Genomic DNA, 26,539 nt, shown 5'->3' with positions numbered 1-26,539 from the left:
TCCGGACCGCGGCGAGCGTCGCGCCGGGCCGGCACCGGTTCCCGTGACCGGCCGCCCCACGGTCCGGTCGCGCCCGCGCGACCCGCGCGCCGCCGGGTGCCCCGTGTCCGTCAGGCGGACCTCGCGGGCGGAAGGCACCGGGTGCCGGATACGGTTGGAGCACCATGAGCGCTACGCAGACCTCTGACGTTCCCACTCTTCTCGTCAAGATCTTCGGCAAGGACCGGCCCGGCATCACGGCCGGCCTGTTCGACACCCTCGCCGCCTACTCCGTCGACGTGGTCGACATCGAGCAGGTCGTCACCCGTGGCCGGATCGTGCTGTGCGCGCTCGTGACCGAGCCGCCCCAGGCACTGGAGGGTGATCTGCGGGCGACCGTCCACAGCTGGGCGGAGTCGATGAAGATGCAGGCGGAGATCATCTCCGGCATCGGCGACAACCGGCCGCGCGGCCTCGGCCGCTCCCTGGTGACCGTGCTCGGCCACCCGCTCACCGCCGAGGCGACGGCCGCCATAGCGGCCCGGATCACCGGGACGGGCAGCAACATCGACCGTATCTTCCGGCTCGCCAAGTACCCCGTGACCGCCGTCGAGTTCGCGGTGTCCGGCGTGGAGACCGAGCCGCTGCGCACCGCCCTGGCCACCGAGGCGGCGGCGCTCGGTGTGGACGTCGCGGTCGTCTCGGCCGGCCTGCACCGGCGGGCGCAGCGCCTGGTCGTGATGGACGTGGACTCCACGCTGATCCAGGACGAGGTCATCGAACTGTTCGCGGCGCACGCCGGCTGCGAGGACAAGGTCGCCGAGGTGACGGCGGCGGCGATGCGCGGGGAGCTGGACTTCGAGCAGTCGCTGCACGCGCGCGTGGCGCTGCTGGCGGGGCTGGACGCCTCGGTGGTGGAGAAGGTGCGCGCCGAGGTGCGGCTGACGCCGGGCGCCCGCACCCTGATCCGCACGCTGAAGCGGCTCGGCTACCAGGTGGGCGTCGTCTCCGGCGGCTTCACCCAGGTCACCGACGACCTGAAGGAGCGGCTGGGGCTGGACTTCGCCCAGGCGAACACGCTGGAGATCGTCGACGGCCGGCTGACCGGCCGGGTCACCGGGGAGATCGTGGACCGGGCGGGCAAGGCGCGGCTGCTGCGCCGGTTCGCCGCCGAGGCGGGCGTACCGCTGTCGCAGACCGTGGCGATCGGGGACGGCGCCAACGACCTGGACATGCTGAACGCGGCCGGGCTCGGGGTCGCCTTCAACGCCAAGCCGGTGGTGCGCGAGGCGGCGCACACCGCGGTGAACGTGCCGTTCCTGGACACGGTCCTGTACCTGCTGGGCATCACCCGCGAGGAGGTCGAGGCGGCGGACACGCTGGACGAGGGCCTCGACCGGCCCTGATCCGCCCGGCTCCCCCCTGATCCGCCGGGGGCGTCGTGCCCGAAGGCCGGTGCGGCGAGGGCCCGGACCGCACGGGTGCCGGGCACCGTCGTACCGGACCGGGTCAGTCGGTCGGTGCCCAGTAGTCGACCAGCGAGGCCACTCCCGGCTCCAGGCTCTTCCAGGAGTCGGTGAAGGACAGGACGGCGAAGGCGGCGGTCGGGAAGCCGCGGCGGCCCATCCGCTCGCGGGCGCCGTCCTCGGCCGAGCCGGCCAGGACCTCGGTGAGGCCCTCCATGCCCGGGTTGTGGCCGATCACCAGCACGTTCCGCAGGTCGTCGGGGACCTCGTTGAGCACGGCGATCAGTTCGCCGGGCGAGGCCTCGTAGATCCGCTCCTCATAGACGGTTTTCGGCCGGTGCGGGAACTCCGCGACGGCGATCTTCCAGGTCTCGCGGGTCCGCACGGCGGTGGAGCACAGTGCCTGATCGACGGGGATACCGGTGTCGGCGAGTCGGCGCCCGGCCTCTGCGGCCTCCTTGCGGCCCCGTTCGGCGAGCGGCCGCTCGTGGTCGGACACCTGTGGCCAGTCGGCTTTCGCATGCCGGAAAAGGATGATCCTGCGGGGTTCTGCGACGCTCATGGCATCCAGCTTCGCATGAAACAGGCCACGGGGCGCAGGGAGTTGACACGCGGATCCGCCGGGGGAAAGCAGGCCCGGGAGACACCGCCGGCCGGACGCGTGCCTCGGGTCCGCCGCCCGGGGTCAGCGGGCGGTCAGGTGCTGCACCCGCTCCAGGAGGTACGCGATCACCGGCTCGCCGCCGGCCGCGCGGGCGTCCGACGGATCGAGCACCAGCAGGAGCAGCGTGACGAAGGCGAGCACGGGCAGGGCGATCGCCCACCAGGGCAGCCGCATCTCGACGCCGCCCCGGGTCGCCGGGTGGGGCCGGGTGCAGATAGGGGCCGACATGGGTGCCTCCGCTGGTCTTCGGACGTCCTCGGTCCGTGCTCCGCGATCCGCCCGTCGCGGTCACGTCTCGACGCTACGGAATCCGCGGGGCCCGGCCCATCCGGAGGTCCACCCACTCGACCCTGACCCTCACCCCCTAGGGGACGGGGGGTTGACCCCACCTCCGGCCGGTCACGGCGAGGCGATCGTGGCGACGATGCCGATGACCACGAAGATCGCGAGGAAGGCGCCGAAGACGAGCAGCAACTTCTTCTGGCTGTGCTGGGGGTCGGGATCCAGGACTGGCATGGTGCCAGTCTCGCATCCCGGGCCCGCGCCGGGGTCAGCGGGCCGCTTCCTCCTCCACGGTGCGGTCGCGCCCCGCGAGGACGCCCACCACCATCTGCGGCACCATCAGGGCACTCATCAACGCGATCGGCAGGCCCCAGCCGCCGCTGTGCTGGTAGAGCACGCCCACCAGGAGCGGTCCCGGGATGGAGATCAGGTAGCCGGTGCTCTGCGCGAAGGCGGACAGCTGGGCGACGCCCGTGCCCGTCCTGGCCCGCATCCCGACCATGGTCAGGGCGAGCGGGAAGGCGCAGTTGGAGATGCCGAGCAGCAGTGCCCACACCCAGGCGCCGCCGGCCGGGGCCAGGTACAGCCCGGCGTATCCGGCGAGCCCGCACAGGCCCAGGACCACCACGATGGGACCCTGCTGGGGCAGGCGGGTGGCGACGCGCGGGATGACGAAGGCCAGCGGCACGCCCATCACCATGATGACGGCCAGCAGCAGACCGGCGGTGCCGGCGGACACTCCCGCGTCCCGGAAGATCTGCGCCGCCCAGCCCATCGTGATGTAGGCGGCGGTGGCCTGCAGGCCGAAGAAGACGGCGAGCGCCCAGGCCGTACGGCTGCGGGTGATCCGCAGGGCGGGCTGCTCGGCCGGCCCGTCCGTGGCGGCGGAGGCGTCGGCGGGGGTCTCCTGGACGGAGGGCGCCTTCCGGTTCCGCACGAACGGGATCCACGGCAGGACGGCCGCCACCGCCAGCACGGCCCACACCGCGAGGCCCGGCTGCCAGTCCCCGCCCAGCGCGTTCGTGAGGGGCACGGTCGCCGCGGCGGCGATCGAGGTGCCGAAGGCGAGGGCCATCGAGTACAGACCGGTCATGGAGCCGACCCGGTCGGGGAAGAAGCGCTTGACGATGACCGGCATCAGGACGTTGCTGACCGCGATGCCCATGAGCGCGAGGGCGCTGGCGGCCAGGAAGCCGGCCGTGCCGCCGGCGTACGGACGGATCAGCAGGCCCGCGGCGATGGCGGCCATGCCCGCGCACACCACCGCGCCGGGCCCGAAGCGGCGGGCGAGCCGCGGGGCGGAGACCCCGAAGACGGCGAAGCAGAGCGGCGGGACGGAGGTGAGCAGTCCGGCCACGCTGCCGCTCATGCCGAGCCCGTCTCGGACCTCCTCCAGGAGCGCGCCCAGGCTGGTGATGGCCGGGCGCAGGTTGAGCGCGGCCAGGACGATGCCGAGCACGAGCAGACGGGTGGTCCACACCGTCCACGCGCGCGTGCCGGGCCGCCCGGCCCCCGGGGATGCCTCGGGTTCCCGGGCGTCACGTGCTGCCGACTCGCCGAGGGTCGTGGGGTTCAGCGTCCGGGTCTCGTCACTAGCCATGAGACCCATCATAGAATCATGGGATGATTGGTTGTCCATCCGCGACTGTCCGCCGCGGGATCCGCGTGCGAAGGTGAACCATGCCTCTGAGCCATCCCCGTCGTTCGGCACTGTCCGAGCAGGTCATCACGGCGTTGCGGCAGCAGATCGCCTCGGGCGAGTGGCCGGTCGGCTCCCGCATCCCCACCGAGCCCGAGCTGGTCGAGCAGCTCGGGGTCGCCCGGAACACGGTCCGTGAGGCGGTCCGCGCGCTGGCGCACAACGGGCTGCTGGACATCCGCCAGGGCTCCGGCACCTACGTCGTGGCGACCAGCGAGCTGGCGGGCGTGATGCACCGCCGCTTCGCCGACGCCGACCCCCGGCACATCGCCGAGCTGCGTTCCACGCTGGAGTCGGCGGCCGCCAGGCTCGCGGCCGAGCGGCGCACGGAGAAGGACCTCAAGCAGCTCGACGCGCTCCTGGCACGCCGGGAGGAGGCGTGGGAGTCGGGCGACACGGAGGCGTTCGTGACGGCGGACGCGACCTTCCACCTGGCCGTCGTGGCGGCCTCGCACAACGAGGTGATGACCGCGATGTACGCGGACCTCGGCGAGGTGATGCGGGAGTGGCTGCGCGAGGACGTGGGCAGCACGCTGACGCCGGAGACGCACATGGACCACACGCGGCTGGTCGACGCGATCCGCGCGTCGGACGCGGCGACGGCCGGCCGGGAGGCGGCGGACTATCCGTTCCTGTGCCGTCCGGGCCGGGCCGGCGCGTCCGACGATGACGCCGGCGCGCGGACCGCCGTCGCCGGCGGCCTCGGCGCGCCCGCCGGTGACTGACCCGCGCCGCCCGTACGTCCTTCCGGCGCCGTCCGTCCATCCGTACGGCTCGCGCGGGCCCGGCCCCGGCCGACGGTCCGCCGCTGTCCGGGTCCCACCGGTGGGCGCGCTCGACGCGCAGGCGCACCTCGTCGGCCGCCGGGCAGGGGCCGTGGCGGCGGGCGGTCGCCGCGGAGCTGTCGACGCGGACGCGGCACGCGGCCCCGGACGGCCCGGCCGGTGCGGCGTCCCGGCCGGGCACGCGCGCGGGACCGGGCTCCGTAAGGCGGGAACAGCACGCGGGCGAGGGCGACGGCCGCCGAGGCCGGACGGCGGAGCGGACGCACCGGGGACCTCCTCGGCCGTACCGGGGAGGGGAAGCGCGTGGTGGACCCGTCCTCCGGCGTGCGCCGCGGGCCGTCCGGCCGCCTGACGACCGGGCCGGAGGGGTGGCGCGCGGCCCCCTCCCCGTGACGCGCAGGGCCCGCGCCCGGGAAGGACGCGGGCCCGCAGGGGCGAGCGGTCAGGCGCCGATGGCGTGCAGACCGCCGTCGACGTGGATGATCTCGCCCGTGGTCTTCGGGAACCAGTCGCTCAGCAGGGCGACGATGCCGCGGCCGGCCGGCTCGGGGTCCTTCAGGTCCCACTCCAGCGGCGAGCGGCTGTCCCACACGGAGGCCAGGTCGCTGAAGCCCGGGATGGACTTGGCGGCCATGGAACCGATCGGGCCGGCGGAGACCAGGTTGCAGCGGATGTTCTGCTTGCCGAGGTCCCGGGCCATGTAACGGCTGGTGGCCTCCAGCGCTGCCTTGGCCGGGCCCATCCAGTCGTACTGCGGCCAGGCGTACTGCGCGTCGAAGGTGAGACCGACGACCGAGCCGCCGTTCTGCATCAGCGGCAGGCAGGCCATGGTCAGCGACTTCAGGGAGTACGCCGAGACGTGCATGGCCGTGGCGACCGACTCGAACGGCGTGTTGAGGAAGTTGCCGCCGAGCGCGTCCTGCGGCGCGAAGCCGATGGAGTGCACGACGCCGTCGAGGCCGCCGAGTTCCTCGCCGACGACGTCGGCCAGGCGCCCGAGGTGCTCGTCGTTGGTGACGTCGAGCTCGATGACCTTGGTGGGCTTGGGCAGCTTCCTGGCGATGCGCTCGGTCAGCGTGGGCCGCGGGAACGCGGTCAGGATGATCTCGGCGCCCTGCTCCTGGGCCAGCTTGGCGGCGTGGAAGGCGATGGAGGACTCCATCAGCACACCGGTGATCAGGACGCGCTTGCCCTCGAGGATTCCGCTCATGGTGTTCAGTGACCCATTCCCAGTCCGCCGTCAACGGGGATGACGGCTCCAGTGATGTACGACGCGTCGTCCGAGGCGAGGAACCGCACCGTCGCGGCGACCTCCTCGGGCTGCGCGTACCGGCCGAGCGGCACCTGCGACACGATGCCGGCCCGCTGCTCGTCGGTGAGCACCTTGGTCATGTCGGTGTCGACGAAGCCGGGCGCGACGACGTTGAAGGTGATGTTGCGAGAGCCCAGCTCACGGGCGAGCGAGCGCGCGAAGCCGACCAGCGCGGCCTTGGACGCCGCGTAGTTCGCCTGCCCCGCGGAGCCGAGCAGACCGACCACGGACGAGATCAGCACGACGCGCCCCTTCTTGGCCCGCAGCATGCCGCGGTTGGCGCGCTTGACGACCCGGAAGGTACCCGTGAGGTTGGTGTCGACGACGGAGGCGAAGTCCTCCTCCGACATGCGCATCAGCAGCTGGTCCTTGGTGACGCCGGCGTTGGCGACCAGGACCTCGACGGGACCGTGCGTCTCCTCGATCTCCTTGTAGGCCTGCTCCACCTGCTCGCTGTCGGTGATGTCGCACTTGACGGCGAGGAAGCCGGCGGGCGGCTCACCCGAGCGGTACGTGATCGCGACCTTGTCGCCGGCGTCGGCGAAAGCGCGGGCGATGGCGAGGCCGATGCCCCGGTTGCCTCCGGTGACGAGAACCGAGCGGCTCAACGGATCACCCTTTCCCTTGCGGTCTGTTCTCCGCCCGCCCCCGGTCGACGGGCGGCGATGGCAGGCGGCTTCCCCGAAAACCTATCGGTCCCCACCCGCCCGCGAGGAATCGGGCACCCACAGTGGCTCACGGCGCTCGCTGTCGGGTCCCTACAGAAAGGCACCGGCTCCGGACGGAAAGATGTGGTCCTCGTACCGGCCGACGCGACATGATGCGGCGCAGCCCCCGGTGCCGCCGCGGACGACCGGTCACGTCGACAGAAAGAGACACAGGTGCCTCATAGCATCGACGAAGCCTTCCTGGCCCTCCCCCTGCGCGCCCTCGCCGACGCCGCGCTCGCCCGCGCGCGGTCACTGGGCGCCGAGCACGCGGACTTCCGGCTGGAGCGGGTGCGCAGCGCCTCCTGGCGCCTGCGGGACGCCAGGCCCGCCGGGTCGTCGGACACCACCGACCTCGGGTACGCGGTGCGCGTGGTGCACGGCGGGACGTGGGGTTTCGCGTCCGGTGTGGACCTCACGCTCGACGCCGCCGCCAAGGTCGCCTCCCAGGCGGTGGCGATGGCCAAGCTCTCCGCGCAGGTCATCAGGGCCGCCGGGTCCGACGAGCGGGTCGAGCTGGCCGACGAGCCCGTGCACGCCGACCGGACGTGGATCTCGTCGTACGAGATCGATCCCTTCACCGTGCCCGGCGAGGAGAAGGCGGCCCTGCTGGCCGACTTCAGCGCGCGGCTGCTGGCGGCCGACGGGGTCGACCACGTCGACGCCTCGCTGCTCACCGTCCACGAGAACAAGTTCTACGCCGACAGCGCGGGGACCGTGACCACGCAGCAGCGCGTGCGGCTGCACCCGGTGCTCACGGCGGTGTCGGTGGACGACTCCAGCGGCGAGTTCGACTCCATGCGCACCCTCGCGCCGCCCGCCGGACGCGGCTGGGAGTACCTGACGGGCACGGGCTGGGACTGGGACGCCGAGCTGGCCGAGATCCCCGGGCTGCTGGCCGAGAAGATGCGCGCGCCGAGCGTGGATCCGGGCCTGTACGACCTGGTCGTCGACCCGTCCAACCTGTGGCTGACGATCCACGAGTCCATCGGGCACGCCACCGAGCTGGACCGCGCCCTGGGGTACGAGGCCGCCTACGCCGGTACCTCCTTCGCCACCTTCGACCAGCTCGGCAAGCTGCGCTACGGCTCGGAGCTGATGAACGTCACCGGCGACCGCACCGCCGAGCACGGCCTGGCGACGGTCGGGTACGACGACGAGGGCGTCGAGGGCCAGTCCTGGGACCTGGTGAAGGACGGCACGCTGGTCGGCTACCAGCTCGACCGGCGGATCGCGAGGCTCACCGGGTTCGAGCGGTCCAACGGGTGCGCGTACGCCGACTCCCCCGGCCACGTGCCGGTGCAGCGGATGGCCAACGTGTCGCTGCGGCCGGATCCGGGCGGGCTGTCGACGGAGGATCTGATCGGGGGCGTGGACCGGGGCATCTACGTCGTCGGGGACCGGTCGTGGTCCATCGACATGCAGCGCTACAACTTCCAGTTCACCGGCCAGCGGTTCTTCCGCATCGAGAACGGGCGGCTCGCCGGTCAGCTGCGGGACGTGGCCTACCAGGCGACGACCACCGACTTCTGGGGGTCCATGGCGGCCGTCGGCGGTCCGCAGACGTACGTCCTGGGCGGCGCCTTCAACTGCGGCAAGGCCCAGCCGGGCCAGGTCGCGGCGGTCTCCCACGGCTGCCCGTCGGCCCTCTTCAAGGGAGTCAACATTCTGAACACGACGCAGGAGGCGGGCCGATGAGCGCGCGCACGGACAAGCCGCACGAGATCGTCGAGCGGGCGCTGGAGCTGTCCCGGGCGGACGGCTGCGTGGTCATCGCCGACGAGGAGTCCACCGCCAACCTGCGCTGGGCGGGCAACGCGCTCACCACCAACGGCGTCACGCGCGGACGCACCCTCACCGTCGTCGCGACCGTCGACGGGCAGCAGGGCACGGCGTCCGGGGTCGTGTCGCGCTCGGCGGTGACCGCGGACGAACTGGAGCCGCTGGTGCGCGCCGCGGAGGCCGCCGCGCGCGGCGCCGGACCCGCCGAGGACGCGCAGCCGCTGGTCACGGGTGTGCCGGCCTCGCCCGACTTCACCGACGCGCCCGCCGAGACGTCGTCGGCCGTCTTCGCCGACTTCGCGCCCGCCCTCGGCGAGGCGTTCGCCCGCGCCCGTGCGGGCGGGCGGGAGCTGTACGGCTTCGCCCGCCACGAGCTGACGTCGACGTACCTGGGCACGTCCACGGGTCTGCGGCTGCGGCACGACCAGCCCACCGGGACGCTGGAGCTGAACGCCAAGTCCCCGGACCGCGCCCGGTCGGCGTGGACGGGGCGTTCCACGCGGGACTTCGAGGACGTCGACCCGGCGGCGCTCGACGCCGAACTGGCCGTACGGCTCGGCTGGGCCGAGCGGCGGGTGGAGCTGCCCGCCGGCCGGTACGAGACGCTGCTGCCGCCGACGGCGGTCGCGGACCTGCTGATCTACCAGCTGTGGTCGGCCTCGGGACGGGACGCGGCCGAGGGGCGCACCGTGTTCTCGGCGCCGGGCGGCGGCACGCGCGTCGGGGACCGGCTCGGCGAGCTGCCGCTGACCCTGCGCAGCGACCCGCACGAGCCCGGCCTGGAGAGCGCGCCCTTCGTGATCGCGCACTCCTCCGGCGGCGACCAGTCGGTGTTCGACAACGGACTGCCGGTGACGGCGACGGACTGGATCCGCGCGGGTGAGCTGAACCGGCTGACCACCACCCGGCACGGTGCCGCGCTGACCGGGCTGCCGGTGGCCCCGGCGATCGACAACCTCGTCCTGGAGGGCGGCACCGGCCGCTCCCTGGAGGAGATGGTCGCCGGCACCGGGCGGGGGCTGCTGCTGACCTGCCTGTGGTACATCCGCGAGGTCGACCCGGCGACGCTGCTGCTGACCGGCCTGACCCGGGACGGCGTCTACCTCGTCGAGGACGGCGAGGTCGTCGGCGAGGTGAACAACTTCCGCTTCAACGAGTCGCCGGTCTCCCTGCTGGGCCGGGCCACGGAGGCCGGGCGCACGGAGAAGACGCTGCCCAGGGAGTGGGGCGACTGGTTCACCAGGGCCGCGATGCCCGCGCTGAGGGTGCCCGACTTCCATATGAGCTCCGTCAGCCAGGGCGTATAACCTCGTACCTGATTCCGAGCCCACCCGAGGAGACAAGAGAACCGTGACGGACATCGTCGACGAGCTGAAGTGGCGCGGGCTGTTCGCCCAGTCCACCGACGAGGACGCTTTGCGCAAGGCGCTCGCGGACGGTCCCGTCACGTTCTATTGCGGCTTCGACCCGACCGCGCCGTCCCTGCACGTCGGTCACCTGGTGCAGGTGCTCACCGTGCGCCGGCTCCAGCAGGCCGGTCACCGGCCGCTGGCGCTGGTCGGCGGTGCCACGGGCCAGATCGGCGACCCGCGTCCGACCGCGGAGCGCACGCTGAACTCGCCGGAGACCGTCGCGGGCTGGGTCGAGCGGCTGCGCGGCCAGATCGAGCCGTTCCTGTCCTTCGAGGGCGAGAACGCGGCCGTGATGGTCAACAACCTCGACTGGACCGCGAACCTCTCCGCGATCGAGTTCCTGCGGGACATCGGCAAGCACTTCCGGGTCAACAAGATGCTCACCAAGGACTCCGTCGCCCGACGGCTGGAGTCCTCCGAGGGCATCAGCTACACGGAGTTCAGCTACCAGCTCCTCCAGGCGATGGACTTCCTCCAGCTCTACCGGCGCTACGGCTGCACGATGCAGCAGGGCGGCAGCGACCAGTGGGGCAACCTGACGGCCGGCCTCGACCTGCTGCACCGCCTGGAGCCGGAGGCGACCGTCCACGCCTACGCGACGCCGCTGATGACCAAGGCGGACGGCACCAAGTTCGGCAAGACCGAGGGCGGCGCCGTCTGGCTCGACCCGGAGATGACGACGCCGTACGCGTTCTACCAGTTCTGGCTGAACGTGGACGACCGGGACATCTCGCGCTACCTGCGCATCCTGTCCTTCAAGTCCCGTGAGGAACTCGAGGAACTGGAGCGGCAGACCGAGGAGCGTCCGCAGGCCCGGGCCGCGCAGCGCGCGCTCGCCGAGGAGCTGACGACGCTGGTGCACGGCGCCGGCCAGACGGCCGCCGTGATCGACGCGTCCAAGGCCCTCTTCGGCCAGGGCGACCTGGCCGGGCTGGACGACCGGACGCTGGCCGCGGCGCTCTCCGAGGTGCCGCACGTGAAGGTCGCCGAGCTGGGCCCGGTCGTGGACCTGTTCGCCGAGGTCGGCCTGGTGGCGAGCAAGTCCGCCGCGCGCCGCACGGTCAAGGAGGGCGGCGCCTACGTGAACAACGTCAAGGTCGCCGGCGAGGACGCCGTCCCCGCCGCGGAGGACCTGCTGCACGGGCGCTGGCTGGTGCTGCGCCGCGGCAAGAAGAACCTGGCCGCGGTGGAGGTCACCGGCGCCTGACAGGCGTACGGGGGGGGCGGTTCCCGGTGCCTCGCGGCGACCGTGGACCGCCCCTTCGCCGTACCGCGTCAGGCGCGTCCCCTGCGCCTGTTCCCCCGCACCGCCATGTAGGCGGCGTCGCCGACGGCGACGATGATGATCGCGGCCACCAGCTGGAACAGGTGCCGCCACCAGTCGATGCCGGGGGTGGCCGCGACCCCGACCGCGCGCGCGATCGCGTTGCCGGCGAGGGCGCCGAGCATGCCGAAGATGGTGGTCAGCCACAGCGGGCTGTGCTGCTTGCCCGGGATGACCGCCTTGGCGATCAGACCGAGCACGAATCCGACGATGATCGCCCACAACCAGCCCATGGCTGCCTCCCTCATACGGCTCTACGTGAGCATTGCCGCCAGTCTTCGGCCATACCGCGAACGGCGCACGCCGGATACGGCCGGACAGGGGATCCGCCTACGCGGCGCGGCGCACGCCGGGCGCGCGGACCGGGGCCACCCGGTCTCGTCGGAGGCGCGGACGCGGCGTAACGTGGAGTCCGTCCGGGACCGGGGTCCCCGAGCGGCCGCGGACGGAAGCGGGGCGGGGAAAGACCGATGCGGGCGGTTGGTGGAACGTGATGCGGAAGCTGGGCGGCGGACAGAACACCGAGGTGTTCCGGATCACCGGGGCCCGTACGGGCCTCCAGGAGGACGTGCGCGGGCGGCAGCGCCGCTACGTCATCTCGATGTCGATCCGTACGGTTTCGGTCATCCTCGCTGCCTGCCTGTGGAACGTGGAACGGCACGTCGCGATCGTGGCGCTGGTGCTCGGCGCGGTCCTGCCGTACATCGCGGTCGTGATCGCGAACGCCGGACGGGAGAACGCGCCCTCGCTGCCGTCGACGTTCGTGACCGTGCCGCACCCGCCGATGATCACTGCTCCGCGCGCGGAGGACGGCTCGGCGGAATCGGTTGCGGAAGACGTCGCGCCTGATGCCGCGCGGGGCGCGGCCGGTGAGCCGCACGGCCGGTCGTGACCGCGGGGCCGCCGCCGGCGTGACCGCGGGGCCGGCCGGGAGGGGCGTCGATTCCGCGCCAAGGCTCCACAGAAGCTCAGAGCAATCATGTTGTTCCGGTGCCGGGCGGCGGGTGACCCGTGACATACTTCGTACGCGCTCCGCATCCCCCGTCGGAGCGACGGACCGACGCCGGGCAGCTCCCCCCGTGGCTGCTCGGCGTCGCCTTTTTCCGCGAGTTGTGAGACGAACCTGTGAGTGACGAGTCGACCCCGATCTGTTCCGCCAAGGGCTGCCGCGGTGCCGCCGTGTGGGTGCTGGCGTGGAACAACCCGAAGGTCCACACGCCGGAGCGCCGCAAGACGTGGCTCGCCTGCGAGGAGCACCGGGAGCACCTGTCCCAGTTCCTCGGGGTGCGGGGCTTCCTGAAGGACGTCGCCCGGTTCGAGGACTGGCAGGCCACCGAAGGCTCCTGAGGCCGCGGGCGCCCTTGCGTCCCGGTCCTAGCCTCCGATCGCGGACATCGGCCGGTCGGGCTGGACGAACGTCGGGTCGTCCAGGCCCGCGCCCGCCTTCTTGCCCCACATGGCGAGCCGCCAGATGCGGGCGATCTCCTCGTCCGGGGCGCCGGAGCGCAGGGCGGCGCGCAGGTCGGTCTCCTCGGTGGCGAACAGACAGGTGCGCACCTGGCCGTCGGCGGTCAGGCGGGTGCGGTCGCAGGCCGAGCAGAACGGGCGGGTGACGGAGGCGATGACGCCGACGCGGTGCGGTCCGCCGTCCACGAGCCAGCGCTCGGCGGGGGCCGAGCCGCGCTTCTCGGCGCCCTCGGCGGTCAGCTCGAAGCGGGTGCGCAGGGAGGCGAGGATGTCACCGGCGGTGACCATGCCCTCGCGCTTCCAGCCGTGCTGGGCGTCCAGGGGCATCTGTTCGATGAAGCGCAGCTCGTAGTCGTGCTCGACGGCCCAGGCCAGCAGGTCCGGGGCCTCGTCGGCGTTGAGGCCCGGCATCAGGACCGAGTTGACCTTCACCGGGGTCAGACCGGCCTCGCGGGCGGCCGCCAGACCTTCCAGGACGTCCTTGTGGCGGTCACGGCGGGTGAGGGTCTTGAAGACGTCCGGGCGCAGGGTGTCCAGGGAGACGTTGACCCGGTCCAGGCCCGCCGCCTTCAGGGCCGCCGCGGTGCGCCTGAGGCCGATGCCGTTGGTGGTCAGGGACATCTGGGGGCGCGGGGCGAGGGCGGCGACGCGTTCGACGATGCCGACCAGGCCGGGGCGCAGCAGCGGCTCCCCGCCGGTGAAGCGGACCTCCTCGATGCCGAGGGAGGTGACCGCGATGCCGATCAGGCGGACGATCTCGTCGTCCGTGAGCAGGTCGGGTTTGGCCAGCCACTGCAGGCCCTCTTCCGGCATGCAGTACGTGCAGCGCAGGTTGCAGCGGTCGGTCAGCGAGACCCTCAGGTCGGTGGCCACTCGGCCGTAGGTGTCGATGAGCACGCGGGCCCCCTCCTCGACGCGGATCGGCGGAGCGCTTCTCTCCTCCGACACCTGCGAGCCTACGTGACGGGACCGACATCGACAGCGGGCCGATCCCTACGACGTACGGCGCGGCCCCGTCGTAGGGATCTACGACGGGGCCGCGGCCGGATCGTGTCAGTGGGCTCCGGTGCCGGTCAGGGACCGGACCTCGAGCTCCGCGTACTTCGCCTTGTCGGGCTCCTCCTTGGACAGGACCGTGCCGAGCCAGCCCATGAGGAAGCCGAACGGGATGGAGATGATGCCCGGGTTCTTCAGCGGGAACCAGGCGAAGTCGACGTCCGGGAACATCGCCTTCGGGTCGCCGGAGACGACGGGCGAGAACAGCACCAGGCCGACGGCGACGACCAGGCCGCCGTAGATCGACCAGAGCGCGCCCTGGGTGGTGAACCGCTTCCAGAACAGGCTGTAGAGGATGGTCGGCAGGTTGGCGGAGGCCGCGACCGCGAAGGCCAGGGCGACCAGGCCGGCCACGTTCAGGTCGCGGGCGAGGGCGCCGAGCGCGATGGAGACGATGCCGATGAAGACGGTCGCCCAGCGGGCCGCCCTCATCTCCTCCTTCTCGGTCGCCTGCCCCTTGCGGATCACGTTGGCGTAGATGTCGTGCGCGAAGGACGACGACGAGGCGAGGGTGAGGCCGGCGACGACGGCGAGGATCGTCGCGAAGGCCACCGCCGAGATCGTGGCCAGCAGGATCGCGCCCCAGGCCGAGTCCACTCCGCCGACGTGCAGGGCGAGCAGGGGCGCGGCCGTGTTGCCGGACGGGTTGGACGCGATGATCTCGTCCTGTCCGATGAGCGCGGCGGCGCCGAAGCCGAGCGCGATGGTCATCAGGTAGAAGGCGCCGATGATGCCGATCGCCCAGTTCACGGACTTACGGGCGGCCTTGGCGTTGGGCACGGTGTAGAAGCGGATCAGGATGTGCGGCAGGCCGGCCGTGCCGAGCACCAGGGCGATGCCGAGCGAGATGAAGTCCAGCTTGGAGGTGCCGGTGGCGCCGTACTGGAGGCCGGGCTCCAGGAAGGCGGAGCCCTTGCCGCTGTTCTCGGCCGCCTTGCCGAGCAGGTCGGAGATGTTGAAGTCGAACTTCAGCAGCACCAGGAAGGTGATCAGGAGGGTGCCGCCGATCAGCAGCACGGCCTTGACCATCTGGACCCAGGTGGTGCCCTTCATGCCGCCGATGGTGACGTAGACGATCATCAGGACGCCGACGAGGGCGACGATGAGGATCTTGCCCGCGTCGGAGGTGATGCCGAGCAGCAGCGAGACGAGGACGCCGGCGCCGGCCATCTGGGCCAGCAGGTAGAAGATCGACACGACGATCGTGGAGGTGCCGGCGGCGGTGCGCACGGGGCGCTGGCGCATGCGGTAGGCGAGGACGTCGCCCATCGTGTAGCGGCCGGAGTTCCTGAGCGGCTCGGCCACCAGGAGCAGGGCGACCAGCCAGGCGACCAGGAAGCCGATGGAGTACAGGAAGCCGTCGTAGCCGAAGAGGGCGATGGCGCCGGCGATGCCGAGGAAGGAGGCGGCCGACATGTAGTCGCCGGAGACGGCGAGGCCGTTCTGGAAGGCGCTGAACTGGCGGCCGCCCGCGTAGAAGTCGGCGGCGTCCTTGGTCTGGCGGCCCGCCCAGACGGTGATGAAGAGCGTCGCGACGACGAAGACGGAGAAGAGCGTGATGATCAGCGGCCGGTGCTCGCTGGCCTCGTTGGCGGCCAGCTCGGCGGCGAGAACGGTCTGTGCGGGGCTCATGCGCCGCCCTCCATCCGGGACTTGATGGCCTCGGCCTTGGGGTCGAGCTTCGCGGCGGCGTGCCGCGAGTACCACCAGGCGATGAGGAACGTGGTGACGAACTGGGCGATGCCGAAGACGAACGCGACGTTGATGTTGCCGAACAGCTTGGTGCCCATGAAGCCGCCGGCGTAGTTCGACAGCAGCACGTAGAGCAGGTACCAGGCGACGAAGGCGATCGTCAGCGGGAAGGCGAAGGAACGGAAGGTGCTGCGCAGTTCGGCGAACTCCGCGCTCTGCTGCACCTCGGAGAACTCCTCGGCGGAGGGGAGTCGGTGTTCCTCTTTCGAGGGGGGCGGTGCGTCGGTGGCCACGGAGTCTCCTCGTACGACGGACATGACGGCTTGGTCCTCGGTGTCTCGCGGGGCCCTGATCGCGTTCGGGCTCCCTGTCCAACGACACGGCGCCCCGCCGGGCCCGGTTCAACACGCGCGGTACTTTCCCAAGTCGCTTGGGGGAAAACATTGCTGGCCAGTGACTTCGGGGATAGCTTCGCCCTGCACCACTGCGTCATGCACCTGCCCGAGGACCATCTGCGTCTCGGGCCGGTCTCGTTTCCGGATGAGGTGGAGACCCCATGATTCATCTGCGTTCCAGACGGCGGCTCGCTCCCGCCGTACCGGTCGTGCTGTCGCTGACCGCGCCGTTCGGCTCCCTGCCGGTGGCCGCGGGGTCGGGGACGCGCTGCGCGCGGTGAAGCGATCCGCTCCGCTCGTCCCTCCCCTCCTCTCTCACGAACTGGAGTCCTCGCACATGACAGCGCCTCACTCCCGTCGCCGCCGCGCCGTCGCGGTACCGGCCGGCATGGCCCTGGCCACGGCCCTCGCCTTCCTGCCGGGCGTCCAGGCCTCCGCGGCCGAGGCCGCCCCGGTCGCCGCCGCCGACGCCGGCACGCTCAGCTACGTCGTCAACGTCCAGCCGGGACACGGCCCTTCGGCGCAGGTGAAGCGGGCGATAGCCAAGGCCGGCGGCACGATCGTGACGTCGTACGACCAGATCGGCGTGGTCGTCGTCCGCTCGGCGAACCCGGACTTCGCGAAGACCGTGCGCAGGGTGCACGGCGTGCAGTCGGCCGGTGCCACCCGCACCGCGCCGCTGCCCTCGGCGGCGACGACCGACGTGGGCACGCCGAAGGTGCTCAGCGCGCAGGAGGCCGCCGCCGCCCAGGCCGCGGAGGGCCAGGACCCGCTGGAGTCCCTCCAGTGGGACCTGCCCGCCATCAAGGCGGACAAGGCGCACGAGAAGTCGCTCGGCAGCAGCAGGGTGACCGTCGCGGTGATCGACACCGGCGTCGACGACACGCACCCGGACATCGCGCCGAACTTCGACCGGCGGGCGTCGGTCGACTGCGTGGCGGGCAAGCCGGACACCACCGACGGCGCCTGGCGGCCGGGCGCGGCGGAGAGCCCGCACGGCACGCACGTGGCCGGGGAGATCGCCGCCGCGAAGAACGGCGTCGGCATGACCGGTGTGGCGCCGGGCGTGAAGGTCGCGGGCATCAAGGTGTCCAACCCGGACGGCTTCTTCTACACCGAGGCCGTGGTCTGCGGCTTCGTGTGGGCGGCCGAGCACGGCGTCGACGTGACCAACAACAGCTATTACACCGACCCGTGGTACTTCAACTGCAAGAACGACCCGGACCAGAAGGCCCTCGTCGAGGCCGTCTCGCGGGCCTCGCGGTACGCGGAGAAGAAGGGCGCGGTCAACGTCGCCGCGGCCGGCAACGAGAACTACGACCTCACCTCCGACGAGATCCTCGACCCGTCCTCCCCCAACGACACCACCCCCGGTGACCGGGTGATCGACCCGTCCGAGTGCTACGACATCCCGACCCAGCTCCCGGGTGTCGTCACGGTGGCGGCGACCGGCGCGAAGGGCCTGAAGTCGTCCTTCTCCAACTACGGCCGGGGCGTCATCGACATCGCCGCGCCCGGCGGCGACTCGACCGCCTACCAGAAGCCGGCGCCGCCGGCGACCAGCGGCCTGATCCTGGGCACGCTGCCGGGCGGCAAGTGGGGCTACATGGCCGGTACGTCGATGGCCTCGCCGCACGTCGCGGGCGTCGCCGCCCTGATCAAGTCGACGCACCCGCACGCCTCACCGGCCGCGGTCAAGGCGCTGCTGTACGCGCAGGCCGACGCCACGCCGTGCACGAAGCCGTACGACATCGACGGCGACGGCAAGGTGGACGCGGTGTGCGAGGGGCCGAAGAACCGCAACGGCTTCTACGGCCGGGGCATGGCCGACGCGCTGGACGCGGTGACCCGGTAGGGGAGACGCCGCACCGGCGTTCCCGTCGGTCCGGTCGGTGCCGCGCGGCGCGGTCACGACCGGCTTCGAGTCCGCCCGGTCCGCCGGGCGGTGGTCCCGTCCCCCTCCGGCGCGTGACGGCCACCGTGCGGGAGGGCGCCCTTCCGGGGCGCCCTCCCGTGCGGGGCCCGCCCGGACCCGCCTCGGCGCGGCGGTGGCCCTTCCCCGGCTCCTTTTCCTGAACTTGCCCGGTTCTGGGGGAGTTGGTGAAGATCTCGGGGTGACCCCGATAAGACCCTCGTCCCGGTCCACCGCCACCGGACGGCACGCGCGGCCCTCCGGCACCGGCCGGGCCGCGGCCGTTCTCGTGCTGGTGGCGCTGGCCGCGCTGATACCCGTGCTCGGCCCGTCCCCCGCCCTGCACGGCACCGGAGAGGCCGAAGCGCCCGGTACCGGCGGCATCGCCCTGTTGCGCACGGTGCTGTTCGCGGCGCTGAGCGTCCCGGTCGGCGAGCTGTTCGTGAACCGGCTGGCCCGGTCCCTCCCCGGCGTTCCCCCGGACCGGCCCCGCAGTTGGTCCCCCTGGGCGAACGCCGCCGCGTTCGCCGCCGCGCTGGGGCTCGCCTCGGTCGTGGCCACCGGCAACCTGGTGCCGGGCGGCATCGCCGAGATCGACGTCGGCGGCCTCTACGAGTCCCGCGACGGCAAGCTCGCGCTCCTCGAGGTCAACGCGTTCCTCGTGGCGGGCCTGTGCGCCGTCTCGCGCCGGCCGGGCACCCAGGTCTGGCCGCTGGCCGCCGTGGTCGTCGCGGAGGCCCTGCGCGCCCATCCCACCACCGAGTACAGCCCCCTGATCGGCTCCGGCCTGACCCTGGTCCATCTGACGTGCGCGTCGCTGTGGGCGGGCGGTCTGCTGTACGCGCTGCGCGTCCTTCGCGTGTGGCGGGGCGCCGCGGCGGGCGCGGCGCTGCTGGGCCTCTACGCGCGCGTGGCGGCCGTTCTGCTCGCCGCCCTCACGGCGACGGGGGTGTGCAGTTCGCTGCGCCGGATGCCGGCGGGCACGATCCTGGACCAGTTGACGGACACGGCGTACGGGAGGGTGCTGCTCGCCAAGGTGATCCTGGTGGCGGCCGTCGCCGCCCTCGCCCTGTGGGCCCGGGTCCGGCTGGGCCGCGCCGCCGACCCGCTGTCCGCCTGCTCCCCCGCGCGCGGGGAGGTCGTCGTCCTCGGCGTGGTGGTCGCGGTGTCGGGACTCCTGACGGCGCTCCCGGTGCCGATCCGCTGGTGAGACCGGGCCCGGGGCCCTCGCCGCACGTGCGTTCCGTCACACGCGCGGGGCGCCGTCCGGGGTGCCCGGGGGCGCCCGCCGGCGCTCCGCGGCCGTCCCGGCGGTCGTGGTCGCGGCGGCTCCCGCCCGGCCGGCAGGACGGGGCGCGGCGGCGGAGCGCGGGGCCCGGCGGGGCACCTGCGGGGCGGGACTGTCGGTCGCGGCCCGTATCCTCATGGACCATGCTCGAAGACCGTACGACCGCAGCGCCGTCCGCCACCGCGTGGCCGGCCGCGTATCCGCAGGGGTACGCGGTCGTCGACGTGGAGACCACCGGCCTGGCCCGCGACGACCGCATCGTCTCCGCGGCCGTCTACCGGCTGGACGCGCGCGGAGAGGTCGAGGACCACTGGTACACGCTGGTCGATCCGGAGCGGGACCCGGGCCCGGTGTGGATACACGGACTGACGCGCGAGGCGCTTGAGGGGGCGCCCCTGTTCCGGGACATCGCCCCGGAGTTCGCGGCCCGGCTCGACGGGCGGGTGCTCGTCGCGCACAACGCCGTCTTCGACTGGCAGATGATCGCCCGGGAGTACGCGCGCGCGGAAGGCGTGGCCCCGGTGCGGCAACGGCTGTGCACCATCGCGCTCTCCAAGGAGCTGGGGCTGCCGCTGCCCAACCACAAGCTGGAGTCGCTGGCCGCGCACTTCGGCGTGGTGCAGCGGCGGGCGCACCACGCGCTGGACGACGCGCGCGTGCTGGCGGAGGCGTTCCGGCCGAGCCTGCACGCCGCCGCGGCGGGCGGTCTGCGGCTGCCGCTGCACGAGTGCCGGCCGCTGACGGAGTGGTCGGACCGGCCCGCACCGCGGCTCGGGCAGCAGAGCGGCTACGGCGGCCCCCGGCAGAGCGCTTGGCGCCCCTCCCGCAAGAGGCCCGCGTGCCCCTATCCCAACCCGGGCCGCTATGTGGCGGGCGAACGGCTCAAGCAGGGCATGCGGGTCGCCTTCTCGGGTGACACCTCGACCGAACGGGAGCTGCTGGAGGACCGCGCCACCGAGGCCGGGCTGCACGTCGCCACCAGCCTCTCCCGGCTGACCAGCCTGCTGGTCACCAACGACCCGGACTCGGGCACGTCGAAGGTGGTCAAGGCCCGGCAGTACGGCACGCCGGTGGTGGACGAGGCGGCCTTCGGGCAGCTGCTGGCGGACGTCGAGCCCGCGGACGGCTGACCCGTACGGACGGGTGATTGCCGGGCGACTCGCCCGGCACCCGCTCGCCCGCGCCCCCGCCACGGCCCACCCTGTGCCCCATGGCGACATGCGAAGTCTGCGGCAACAACTACGGAATGACCTTCGAGGTCCACGCCCAGGGGGCGGTCCACGTCTTCGACTGCTTCTCCTGCGCGATCCACCGGATGGCCCCCATCTGCGAGCACTGCCGGGTGCAGATCATCGGCCAGGGCGTCGAGGTCGAGGGCCACTGGTACTGCGGCGCCCACTGCGCCCGCGCGGAGGGGAGGGCGGGCATCGTCGACAAGGTCTGAGGCCGGGCGTGCTCCCCTCCGGTGCGGGGCCGCGGTCCTCGTCCGGCCCCACCGGCGAGGGCCGCGTTTCGGCAAGGTACCGTCGACGCGTGTACCGCTTCCTGTTGTCCCGCCAGTGGGTGATCCTCACGCTGGTCGCGCTGCTGCTCATCCCGACGATGATCAAGCTGGGCTTCTGGCAGATGCACCGCTACGAGGAGCGCACCGCCCGGAACGACCTGGTCGCCGAGGCGCTCGGTGCGGAGCCGGTGCCCGTGGAGTCGCTTACCGCTCCCGGCAAGAAGATCACCACGCGCGAGCGGTACCGCTCCGTGACCGCGAAGGGCCGCTTCGACACGGACCACGAGGTCGTCGTCCGCCGGCGCACGAACTCCCAGGACAAGATCGGCTACCACGTGCTGACCCCGTTCGTCCTCGACGACGGCAAGGTCCTGCTCGTCAACCGCGGCTGGATCCCCGCGGACGGTCCCAGCCAGACCGCATACCCCGAGGTGCCCGCACCGCCCCGGGGAGAGATCACCGTCACCGGGCGGATGATGCCCGACGAGACGACCGCCGCGAGCGGCATCAAGGACCTCCAGGGCCTGCCGGACCGGCAGATCATGCTCATCGACAGCGAGCAGGAGGCCGCCCGTCTGGACGCCCGGGTGCTCGGCGGGTACATCGTCCTGACGGAGCCCGAGCCGAAGGGCGACACCCCTGAGCCGATCGGCAGGCCGGGCAACGAGGACGCCGCGCTGAACTACGCGTACGCGATCCAGTGGTGGCTGTTCTCCGCGGCCGTCCCGGTCGGCTGGTGGATCCTGGTCCGCCGCGAGAAGCGCGACCGGGAGAACGCCGGGTCCGTGGAGACCGCGGAGGCGGAACCCGCCACCGTGTAGCCGCGCGTCCGCGGGCGTGCGGTCGCCGGTGACGGAACCGATTGCTCCGTCACCGGCCGGGAAGACGGGACCCCGTGCACCCCCGCATCGAGGACTACGCGCTCATCGGCGACCAGCAGACCGCGGCCCTGGTCTCCACGGACGGCTCCGTGGACTGGCTGTGCCTGCCCCGCTTCGACTCCGCCGCCTGCTTCGCCAAGCTGCTCGGCGACGAGGACAACGGCCACTGGCGCATCGCCCCCGTGGGCGCCGAGCGCTGCACCCGGCGCGCCTACCGCCCCGACACCCTCGTCCTGGACACCGAGTGGGAGACGGCGGACGGCGCCGTCCGGGTCACCGACTTCATGCCCCAGCGCGACCGCGCCCCCGACCTGGTGCGCGTCGTGGAGGGCCTGCGCGGCGAGGTCACCGTGCACAGCGCGCTGCGGCTGCGCTTCGACTACGGCTCGGTCGTGCCGTGGGTGCGCCGGGCCGACGGTCACCGCGTGGCCGTCGCGGGACCGGACTCGGCGTGGCTGCGCAGCGAGCCGGAGGTGCGCAGCTGGGGGCAGGACTTCGGGACGCACGCGGAGTTCACGGTCGCCGAGGGCGAGAAGGTCGCGTTCGTCCTGACCTGGCACCCCTCGCACGAGCCGCGCCCGCGGCTGATCGACCCGTACGAGGCGCTGGAGCACAGCGTCGAGGACTGGCGGGCCTGGGCCGCGCACTGCCGCTACGACGGCCCGCACCGGGACGCCGTGGTCCGGTCCCTGATCACGCTGAAGGCACTCACCTACCGGCCGACCGGCGGCATCGTGGCCGCCGCCACCACCTCGCTGCCCGAGGAACCGGGCGGCGTCCGCAACTGGGACTACCGCTTCTGCTGGCTGCGCGACTCCACGCTCACGCTCGGCGCCCTGCTGTCGGCGGGGTACCTGGAGGAGGCCGAGGCCTGGCGCGACTGGCTGCTGCGCGCGGTCGCGGGCAACCCGGCCGACCTGCAGATCATGTACGGCCTGGCGGGCGAGCGGCGGCTGCCCGAGTTCGAACTGCCGTGGCTGTCCGGCTTCGCCGGGTCGGCGCCCGTGCGGATCGGCAACGACGCCGTGAACCAGCTCCAGCTGGACGTGTACGGCGAGGTCATGGACTCCCTGTCGCTGGCCCGGCTGGCCGGCATGCACCCGCGGCCGCAGATGTGGGAGCTCCAGTGCGCGCTGATGGACTTCCTGACCACGGCGTGGCGGCAGCCGGACGAGGGGCTGTGGGAGGTGCGCGGCGGGCGCCGGCAGTTCGTGCACTCGAAGGTGATGACCTGGGTGGCCGCCGACCGGGCGGTGCGCACCCTGGAGGACCACCCGGAGCTGGGCGGCGACCTGGACGGCTGGCGCGCGCTGCGCGAGGAGGTGCACCGGGAGGTGTGCGAGAAGGGATACGACCCGGACCGCAACACCTTCACCCAGTCCTACGGCTCGGCGGAGCTGGACGCCGCGCTGCTCCTGATCCCGCGGGTGGGTTTCCTGCCCGCGGACGACCCGCGCGTCGTCGGCACGGTCGAGGCGGTCGGCAAGGAGCTGACCCGGGACGGCCTGGTGCGCCGCTACAGCACCGAGGGACCGCCCGTGGACGGCCTGCCGGGCGGCGAGGGCACGTTCCTGGTGTGCTCGTTCTGGTACGCGGACGCGCTGCACGCGACCGGCCGGACCGAGGAGGCCCGGGAGCTGTTCGAACGGCTGGTCGGGCTCGCCAACGACGTGGGGCTGCTGGCCGAGGAGTACGACCCGGTGGCGGGTCACCAGCTCGGGAACTTCCCGCAGGCGTTCAGCCACATCGGTCTGGTGAACACCGCCCTCGCCCTGTTCGGCGACGAGGGGGCAGGATAGGGGCCATGGATCTTGGACTGAAGGACCGGGTGTACGTCGTCACCGGAGCCACCCGTGGCCTGGGCAACGCCGCCGCGCGCGAGCTGCTCGCCGACGGCGCGAAGGTGGTCGTCACGGGACGGGACGACCGGAGCGTCGCGGACGCCGCGGACGCGCTGGGCCCGGGCGCGGTGGGCGTGGCCGCCGACAACGCCGACCCCGGGGCCGCCGCACGGCTGGTCGCGACCGCCCGTGAGCGCTTCGGGCGCTTCGACGGCGTCCTGATCAGTGTGGGCGGGCCGCCGCCGGGCTTCGTCGCCGACAACACCGACGAGCAGTGGCAGGCCGCGTTCGAGTCGGTCTTCCTCGGCGCGGTGCGCCTGGCCCGCACGGCGGCGGCCGAGCTGGAGGACGGCGGCGTGATCGGCTTCGTGCTGTCGGGTTCCGTGCACGAGCCGATCCCGGGCCTGACCATCTCCAACGGCCTGCGGCCGGGGCTGGCGGGCTTCGCCAAGTCCCTCGCCGACGAGCTGGGCCCGCGCGGCATCCGCGTCGTCGGCCTGCTGCCGGGCCGCATCGACACCGACCGGGTGCGCGAGCTGGACGCCCTGTCCGCCGACCCGGAGGCGACCAGGGCGGCGAGCGAGTCCCGCATCCCGCTGCGCCGCTACGGCGCCCCGGAGGAGTTCGGCCGCACGGCGGCGTTCCTGCTGTCGCCCGCGGCCTCGTACGTGACGGGCGTGATGCTGCCGGTGGACGGCGGGGCGCGGCACGGCTTCTAGGGCCTGGGCGCCGAGGGGGGCGCCGGACGGGATCAGCTGACCCGTTCGGCGTGGTGCCTGACGCCGTGGAGGCGTACCTCCGCCGGGAGGGCCGTGAGGCCGGCCGAGTCGCGGGCGCGGGTGAGGGCGCGCGCGGTGAGGTCGTCCAGCACGGTTCCGGGGTCGACGTGCGGGGCCAGCAGCAGCCGGACGCGGGCCCGGGGGGCGTCGCGCCGTCCGGTGAGCCGGACCTTGGTCCGCTCGACCCCGTCCACCCGGTCCGTCTCCTGGGCGAGGACGCCCTCCAGGGCCCGGCCGCGGAGCACCGCGCCCTCGCCGTCGCCGGTGTCGACGAGGACCTCGGAGAGCCGGCGGCGGCGCAGTACCGCGACGAGCCACCACAGGGCGAGCAGCAGCAGGACGGCGAGCGCGGCGATGACGGCCGGCCACCACCAGCCGGCGTCCCGCCAGCGGGTCCGCTCGGCGTCGCCGAGGAGCACGTCGTGCGGCCCCTGGTGCACCCACCAGGAGGGCGGTGACACGCCGAACCCCACCGCGAGGACGGCACCGCCCACGGCGAGCAGGACCAGGCCCACCAGGCCCAGCAGCACACGGTCGACGGTCCTGAGCACGGCCCTCACCCCTTCCGTCCCGGCCGCGCCACCCGGACCGACACGGCGGGCGGCCGGGCCAGCCCCAGCCCGCGCACCGTGTCGCCGAGCACGCCGTCCAGATCGGCTCGTACGTCGTCCAGCTCCCTGAAGTGCGCGAGCGCGCGCACCTTGGCCTTCCTGCGGCGCATCCTCACGCGCGCCGACTGCACGCCGGCGACCTCCACGGCCCGGTCGCGCAGCACGGCCGCGGCGGCGTTCCGGTGCAGTCCCGCGCGTACGTCCGGACGGGTGCGCCGCATCGGCAGCACCCTGCGCAGGCCGGGCGTGAGCGCCAGCACGAGCAGCCAGAGCCCGAGGGCGGCGGCGACGCCGGCGCCGACCCGCACCCACGTGTCGTCGAGGGGCCGCTCGGCGAGCTGCCGGGCCAGTTCCCGGCGCCAGCCGAGGGCGGAGCGGCCGGCGCGGACGGCGGCGACGTCGTAGAGGAAGGCGCCCGCGGCGATCAGGAGCAGCAGGGCGACGATGCCGGCGGGGACGCGGCGGGCCGACCAGAAGCGGCCACGCGGCCCGTGTCCGTCCTCGGCCGGGGGCTGCGGCTCGGGCGCGGTGCCGTCCGTCTTCTCCATGACGGGCAGGTGCCGTGTGCTGCCCTCCAGGTCCTGGGGTTCGCTCATCGCGTCCTCCGCTGTCGCGCGCCGTACTCCGCCGCCAGGTGCAGCCGCTCCACCTCGACGCCGACCTCCGGCACCGCCATGCCGGTCAGTGCGCGCACCCGTTGGGCGACCCGGTGGCGCACCTGCCCGCAGCGGGCGCCGATGTCGCAGGGGTAGTCGAGTTCGACGTGGACGCGCACGCGGGCGACGTCGTGGTGGACGACGACGGTGGCGTGCGGGCGCCCGGCGTCCGCGGGCAGCACCCCGAGCGCTTCGCGGGCCGCCCGGGCGGCGATCTTGGCGACGACCCGGTCGGCGATCCGCGTGGCCCCCCGCTCGCCCGCGGGGACCGCCGCCGGGGCTTCACGGACCGCGCCGGGCCCTTCGCTCACGGCGGTCACCGCCGCCGGTCGTCACGGGCACGGAACAGGTCGCCGAGGACCATGTCCCCCTCCAGGAACCGGCCGACGACGAACCCGACGGCCCCCAGGGCCGCCACCAGCAGGAAGGCCCCGAAGCCGCCGAAGTATCCGGCGAATCCCAGCGCCATCCCGGCGATCATGCCGATCACCGCCATGTTCATGGTGCGCTCCCTTCGGTCCGCGTCCCCGTCACCTGATCCGCGGCTCCTCCTCCTCTTCCTCCTCGTCCGGCAGCTTCACGTCGCTCACCGCGATGTTGACCTCGACGACCTCCAGGCCGGTCATCCGCTCCACCGCCGCCACCACGTTCTCCCGTACGTCCCGGGCCACGTCCCTGATCGACACGCCGTACTCGACGACGATCTCCAGATCGAGCGCGGTCTGCTTCTCGCCGACCTCGGCCTTCACACCGCGCGTCACCGACCTGGAGCCGCCGGGCACGCGGTCCCGCACGGCGCCGAAGGTCCGCGACATCCCACTGCCCATGGCGTGCACACCCGCGACATCGCGTGCCGCCATCCCGGTGATCTTCTCCACGACGCCGTCGGCGATGGTGGTCCGGCCGCGGTCGCCGGGGACACCTCCTCCACGCCGGACCGCCTGCGTCCTACCGGTGTCCGGCGTGTCCTTCTCCGTCAGTTCGCTCATGGCCGCACGTCCCTTCGGTCGTCGTTCTCCCACCACCGTAAGCACGGTGACGGGAT

The 26,539-nt window shown here is 73.0% G+C and carries 29 protein-coding genes; 14 read left to right on the top strand and 15 right to left on the bottom strand.

Features of this window, described 5'->3' with window-relative positions; translation table 11 throughout:
* The first annotated feature begins 164 nt into the window (after positions 1-164).
* Positions 165-1,385 carry a phosphoserine phosphatase SerB gene (gene serB / locus ACZ4V6_RS18075; RefSeq protein WP_467828203.1) on the top strand — a complete coding sequence of 407 codons (1,221 nt, stop codon included), beginning with the start codon at positions 165-167 and terminating at the stop codon, positions 1,383-1,385.
* Positions 1,386-1,488: 103 nt separating this feature from the next.
* Here the strand turns inward: serB and ACZ4V6_RS18070 are convergent, their stop codons facing one another.
* The 4 genes from ACZ4V6_RS18070 to ACZ4V6_RS18055 all read right to left on the bottom strand — a co-directional run bounded on the left by ACZ4V6_RS18070 (position 1,489) and on the right by ACZ4V6_RS18055 (position 4,003).
* Positions 1,489-2,007: a SixA phosphatase family protein gene (locus ACZ4V6_RS18070; RefSeq protein ID WP_467828201.1), complete on the bottom strand. Its 519-nt coding sequence runs from the start codon at positions 2,005-2,007 to the stop codon at positions 1,489-1,491.
* 123 nt (positions 2,008-2,130) lie between these two features.
* Positions 2,131-2,337: a hypothetical protein gene (locus ACZ4V6_RS18065; RefSeq protein WP_467828198.1), complete on the bottom strand. Its 207-nt coding sequence runs from the start codon at positions 2,335-2,337 to the stop codon at positions 2,131-2,133.
* A gap of 171 nt (positions 2,338-2,508) precedes the next feature.
* Positions 2,509-2,625 (bottom strand): SGM_5486 family transporter-associated protein, encoded by a 117-nt coding sequence (locus ACZ4V6_RS18060; protein WP_467828196.1) that lies wholly within the window; start codon positions 2,623-2,625, stop codon positions 2,509-2,511.
* Between the two features lie 34 nt (positions 2,626-2,659).
* Entirely contained in the window at positions 2,660-4,003 is a 1,344-nt protein-coding gene (locus tag ACZ4V6_RS18055; protein WP_467828193.1) for a CynX/NimT family MFS transporter, read from the bottom strand.
* 68 nt (positions 4,004-4,071) lie between these two features.
* Between ACZ4V6_RS18055 and ACZ4V6_RS18050 the strand changes: the two genes are divergently transcribed.
* Positions 4,072-4,815, top strand: coding sequence for a FadR/GntR family transcriptional regulator (locus tag ACZ4V6_RS18050; protein WP_467828191.1), 744 nt, complete (start codon positions 4,072-4,074; stop codon positions 4,813-4,815).
* A gap of 502 nt (positions 4,816-5,317) precedes the next feature.
* On the opposite strand, the gene fabI is transcribed toward ACZ4V6_RS18050, so the two are convergent.
* Positions 5,318-6,085 (bottom strand): enoyl-ACP reductase FabI, encoded by a 768-nt coding sequence (gene fabI / locus ACZ4V6_RS18045; RefSeq protein ID WP_467828188.1) that lies wholly within the window; start codon positions 6,083-6,085, stop codon positions 5,318-5,320.
* Positions 6,086-6,090: 5 nt separating this feature from the next.
* Positions 6,091-6,795 (bottom strand): 3-oxoacyl-[acyl-carrier-protein] reductase, encoded by a 705-nt coding sequence (gene fabG, locus ACZ4V6_RS18040; RefSeq protein ID WP_467828186.1) that lies wholly within the window; start codon positions 6,793-6,795, stop codon positions 6,091-6,093.
* 273 nt (positions 6,796-7,068) lie between these two features.
* Here fabG and ACZ4V6_RS18035 point away from each other — a divergent pair, with 273 nt between their 5' ends.
* The 3 genes from ACZ4V6_RS18035 to tyrS are packed head-to-tail and all read left to right on the top strand — an operon-like array spanning position 7,069 to position 11,295.
* Entirely contained in the window at positions 7,069-8,592 is a 1,524-nt protein-coding gene (locus tag ACZ4V6_RS18035) for a TldD/PmbA family protein (protein WP_467828183.1), read from the top strand.
* Entirely contained in the window at positions 8,589-9,983 is a 1,395-nt protein-coding gene (locus ACZ4V6_RS18030) for a metallopeptidase TldD-related protein (RefSeq protein ID WP_467828180.1), read from the top strand. The genes ACZ4V6_RS18035 and ACZ4V6_RS18030 overlap by 4 nt, the downstream gene beginning before the upstream one ends.
* Before the next feature lie 43 nt (positions 9,984-10,026).
* A complete protein-coding gene (gene tyrS, locus ACZ4V6_RS18025) occupies positions 10,027-11,295 on the top strand; it encodes a tyrosine--tRNA ligase (protein WP_467828177.1) in 1,269 nt (422 codons plus the stop codon).
* Between the two features lie 68 nt (positions 11,296-11,363).
* On the opposite strand, the gene ACZ4V6_RS18020 is transcribed toward tyrS, so the two are convergent.
* On the bottom strand, positions 11,364-11,645 hold the full coding sequence (locus tag ACZ4V6_RS18020) for a GlsB/YeaQ/YmgE family stress response membrane protein (protein WP_467828260.1): 282 nt from the start codon (positions 11,643-11,645) through the stop codon (positions 11,364-11,366).
* Between the two features lie 260 nt (positions 11,646-11,905).
* Between ACZ4V6_RS18020 and ACZ4V6_RS18015 the strand changes: the two genes are divergently transcribed.
* Positions 11,906-12,304 (top strand): DUF3099 domain-containing protein, encoded by a 399-nt coding sequence (locus ACZ4V6_RS18015; protein WP_467828174.1) that lies wholly within the window; start codon positions 11,906-11,908, stop codon positions 12,302-12,304.
* A gap of 233 nt (positions 12,305-12,537) precedes the next feature.
* Positions 12,538-12,759 carry a hypothetical protein gene (locus ACZ4V6_RS18010; protein WP_467828172.1) on the top strand — a complete coding sequence of 74 codons (222 nt, stop codon included), beginning with the start codon at positions 12,538-12,540 and terminating at the stop codon, positions 12,757-12,759.
* Positions 12,760-12,786: 27 nt separating this feature from the next.
* On the opposite strand, the gene moaA is transcribed toward ACZ4V6_RS18010, so the two are convergent.
* The 3 genes from moaA to ACZ4V6_RS17995 form a co-directional block, all read right to left on the bottom strand.
* Complete coding sequence (gene moaA, locus ACZ4V6_RS18005) at positions 12,787-13,776, bottom strand: GTP 3',8-cyclase MoaA (protein ID WP_467828169.1); 990 nt, start codon at positions 13,774-13,776, stop codon at positions 12,787-12,789.
* A gap of 156 nt (positions 13,777-13,932) precedes the next feature.
* Positions 13,933-15,567, bottom strand: a complete 1,635-nt coding sequence (locus ACZ4V6_RS18000) for a solute symporter family protein (RefSeq protein ID WP_467828167.1) — start codon at positions 15,565-15,567, stop codon at positions 13,933-13,935.
* Positions 15,564-15,920 carry a DUF485 domain-containing protein gene (locus tag ACZ4V6_RS17995; protein WP_467828165.1) on the bottom strand — a complete coding sequence of 119 codons (357 nt, stop codon included), beginning with the start codon at positions 15,918-15,920 and terminating at the stop codon, positions 15,564-15,566. Before ACZ4V6_RS17995 ends, ACZ4V6_RS18000 begins: the two co-directional genes overlap by 4 nt.
* Positions 15,921-16,359: 439 nt before the next feature.
* Here ACZ4V6_RS17995 and ACZ4V6_RS17990 point away from each other — a divergent pair, with 439 nt between their 5' ends.
* The 7 genes from ACZ4V6_RS17990 (at position 16,360) to ACZ4V6_RS17960 (ending at position 24,167) form a co-directional block, all read left to right on the top strand.
* Positions 16,360-17,877 (top strand): S8 family peptidase, encoded by a 1,518-nt coding sequence (locus ACZ4V6_RS17990; RefSeq protein ID WP_467828162.1) that lies wholly within the window; start codon positions 16,360-16,362, stop codon positions 17,875-17,877.
* A 259-nt stretch (positions 17,878-18,136) separates the two neighbouring features.
* Positions 18,137-19,144: a CopD family protein gene (locus ACZ4V6_RS17985; protein WP_467828160.1), complete on the top strand. Its 1,008-nt coding sequence runs from the start codon at positions 18,137-18,139 to the stop codon at positions 19,142-19,144.
* A gap of 221 nt (positions 19,145-19,365) precedes the next feature.
* Positions 19,366-20,352, top strand: coding sequence for a DEDDh family exonuclease (locus ACZ4V6_RS17980; protein WP_467828158.1), 987 nt, complete (start codon positions 19,366-19,368; stop codon positions 20,350-20,352).
* Between the two features lie 80 nt (positions 20,353-20,432).
* Positions 20,433-20,666 carry a hypothetical protein gene (locus ACZ4V6_RS17975; protein ID WP_071528763.1) on the top strand — a complete coding sequence of 78 codons (234 nt, stop codon included), beginning with the start codon at positions 20,433-20,435 and terminating at the stop codon, positions 20,664-20,666.
* An 89-nt stretch (positions 20,667-20,755) separates the two neighbouring features.
* Positions 20,756-21,547 carry an SURF1 family cytochrome oxidase biogenesis protein gene (locus ACZ4V6_RS17970; protein WP_467828156.1) on the top strand — a complete coding sequence of 264 codons (792 nt, stop codon included), beginning with the start codon at positions 20,756-20,758 and terminating at the stop codon, positions 21,545-21,547.
* Between the two features lie 74 nt (positions 21,548-21,621).
* Positions 21,622-23,406 (top strand): glycoside hydrolase family 15 protein, encoded by a 1,785-nt coding sequence (locus tag ACZ4V6_RS17965; protein WP_467828153.1) that lies wholly within the window; start codon positions 21,622-21,624, stop codon positions 23,404-23,406.
* A gap of 5 nt (positions 23,407-23,411) precedes the next feature.
* Complete coding sequence (locus ACZ4V6_RS17960) at positions 23,412-24,167, top strand: SDR family oxidoreductase (protein WP_467828151.1); 756 nt, start codon at positions 23,412-23,414, stop codon at positions 24,165-24,167.
* 32 nt (positions 24,168-24,199) lie between these two features.
* Here the strand turns inward: ACZ4V6_RS17960 and amaP are convergent, their stop codons facing one another.
* From amaP to ACZ4V6_RS17935, 5 genes are read right to left on the bottom strand one after another with little or no spacing between them, the layout of a single operon-like run.
* Positions 24,200-24,787 carry an alkaline shock response membrane anchor protein AmaP gene (gene amaP / locus ACZ4V6_RS17955; RefSeq protein WP_467828148.1) on the bottom strand — a complete coding sequence of 196 codons (588 nt, stop codon included), beginning with the start codon at positions 24,785-24,787 and terminating at the stop codon, positions 24,200-24,202.
* The gene (locus tag ACZ4V6_RS17950) at positions 24,784-25,434 is read right to left on the bottom strand and encodes a DUF6286 domain-containing protein (protein ID WP_467828146.1); all 651 of its coding nucleotides are present in this window, start codon (positions 25,432-25,434) and stop codon (positions 24,784-24,786) included. Before ACZ4V6_RS17950 ends, amaP begins: the two co-directional genes overlap by 4 nt.
* Positions 25,431-25,814 carry an Asp23/Gls24 family envelope stress response protein gene (locus ACZ4V6_RS17945; RefSeq protein WP_467828143.1) on the bottom strand — a complete coding sequence of 128 codons (384 nt, stop codon included), beginning with the start codon at positions 25,812-25,814 and terminating at the stop codon, positions 25,431-25,433. The genes ACZ4V6_RS17950 and ACZ4V6_RS17945 overlap by 4 nt, the downstream gene beginning before the upstream one ends.
* Complete coding sequence (locus ACZ4V6_RS17940; protein WP_467828141.1) at positions 25,811-25,996, bottom strand: hypothetical protein; 186 nt, start codon at positions 25,994-25,996, stop codon at positions 25,811-25,813. The genes ACZ4V6_RS17945 and ACZ4V6_RS17940 overlap by 4 nt, the downstream gene beginning before the upstream one ends.
* Positions 25,997-26,024: 28 nt before the next feature.
* Entirely contained in the window at positions 26,025-26,483 is a 459-nt protein-coding gene (locus ACZ4V6_RS17935) for an Asp23/Gls24 family envelope stress response protein (protein ID WP_467828139.1), read from the bottom strand.
* Positions 26,484-26,539 lie beyond the last annotated feature (56 nt).

The sequence above is a fragment of the Streptomyces sp. NPDC029152 genome (assembly GCF_055564355.1).
This window is presented reverse-complemented; position numbering and strand designations above follow the sequence as displayed.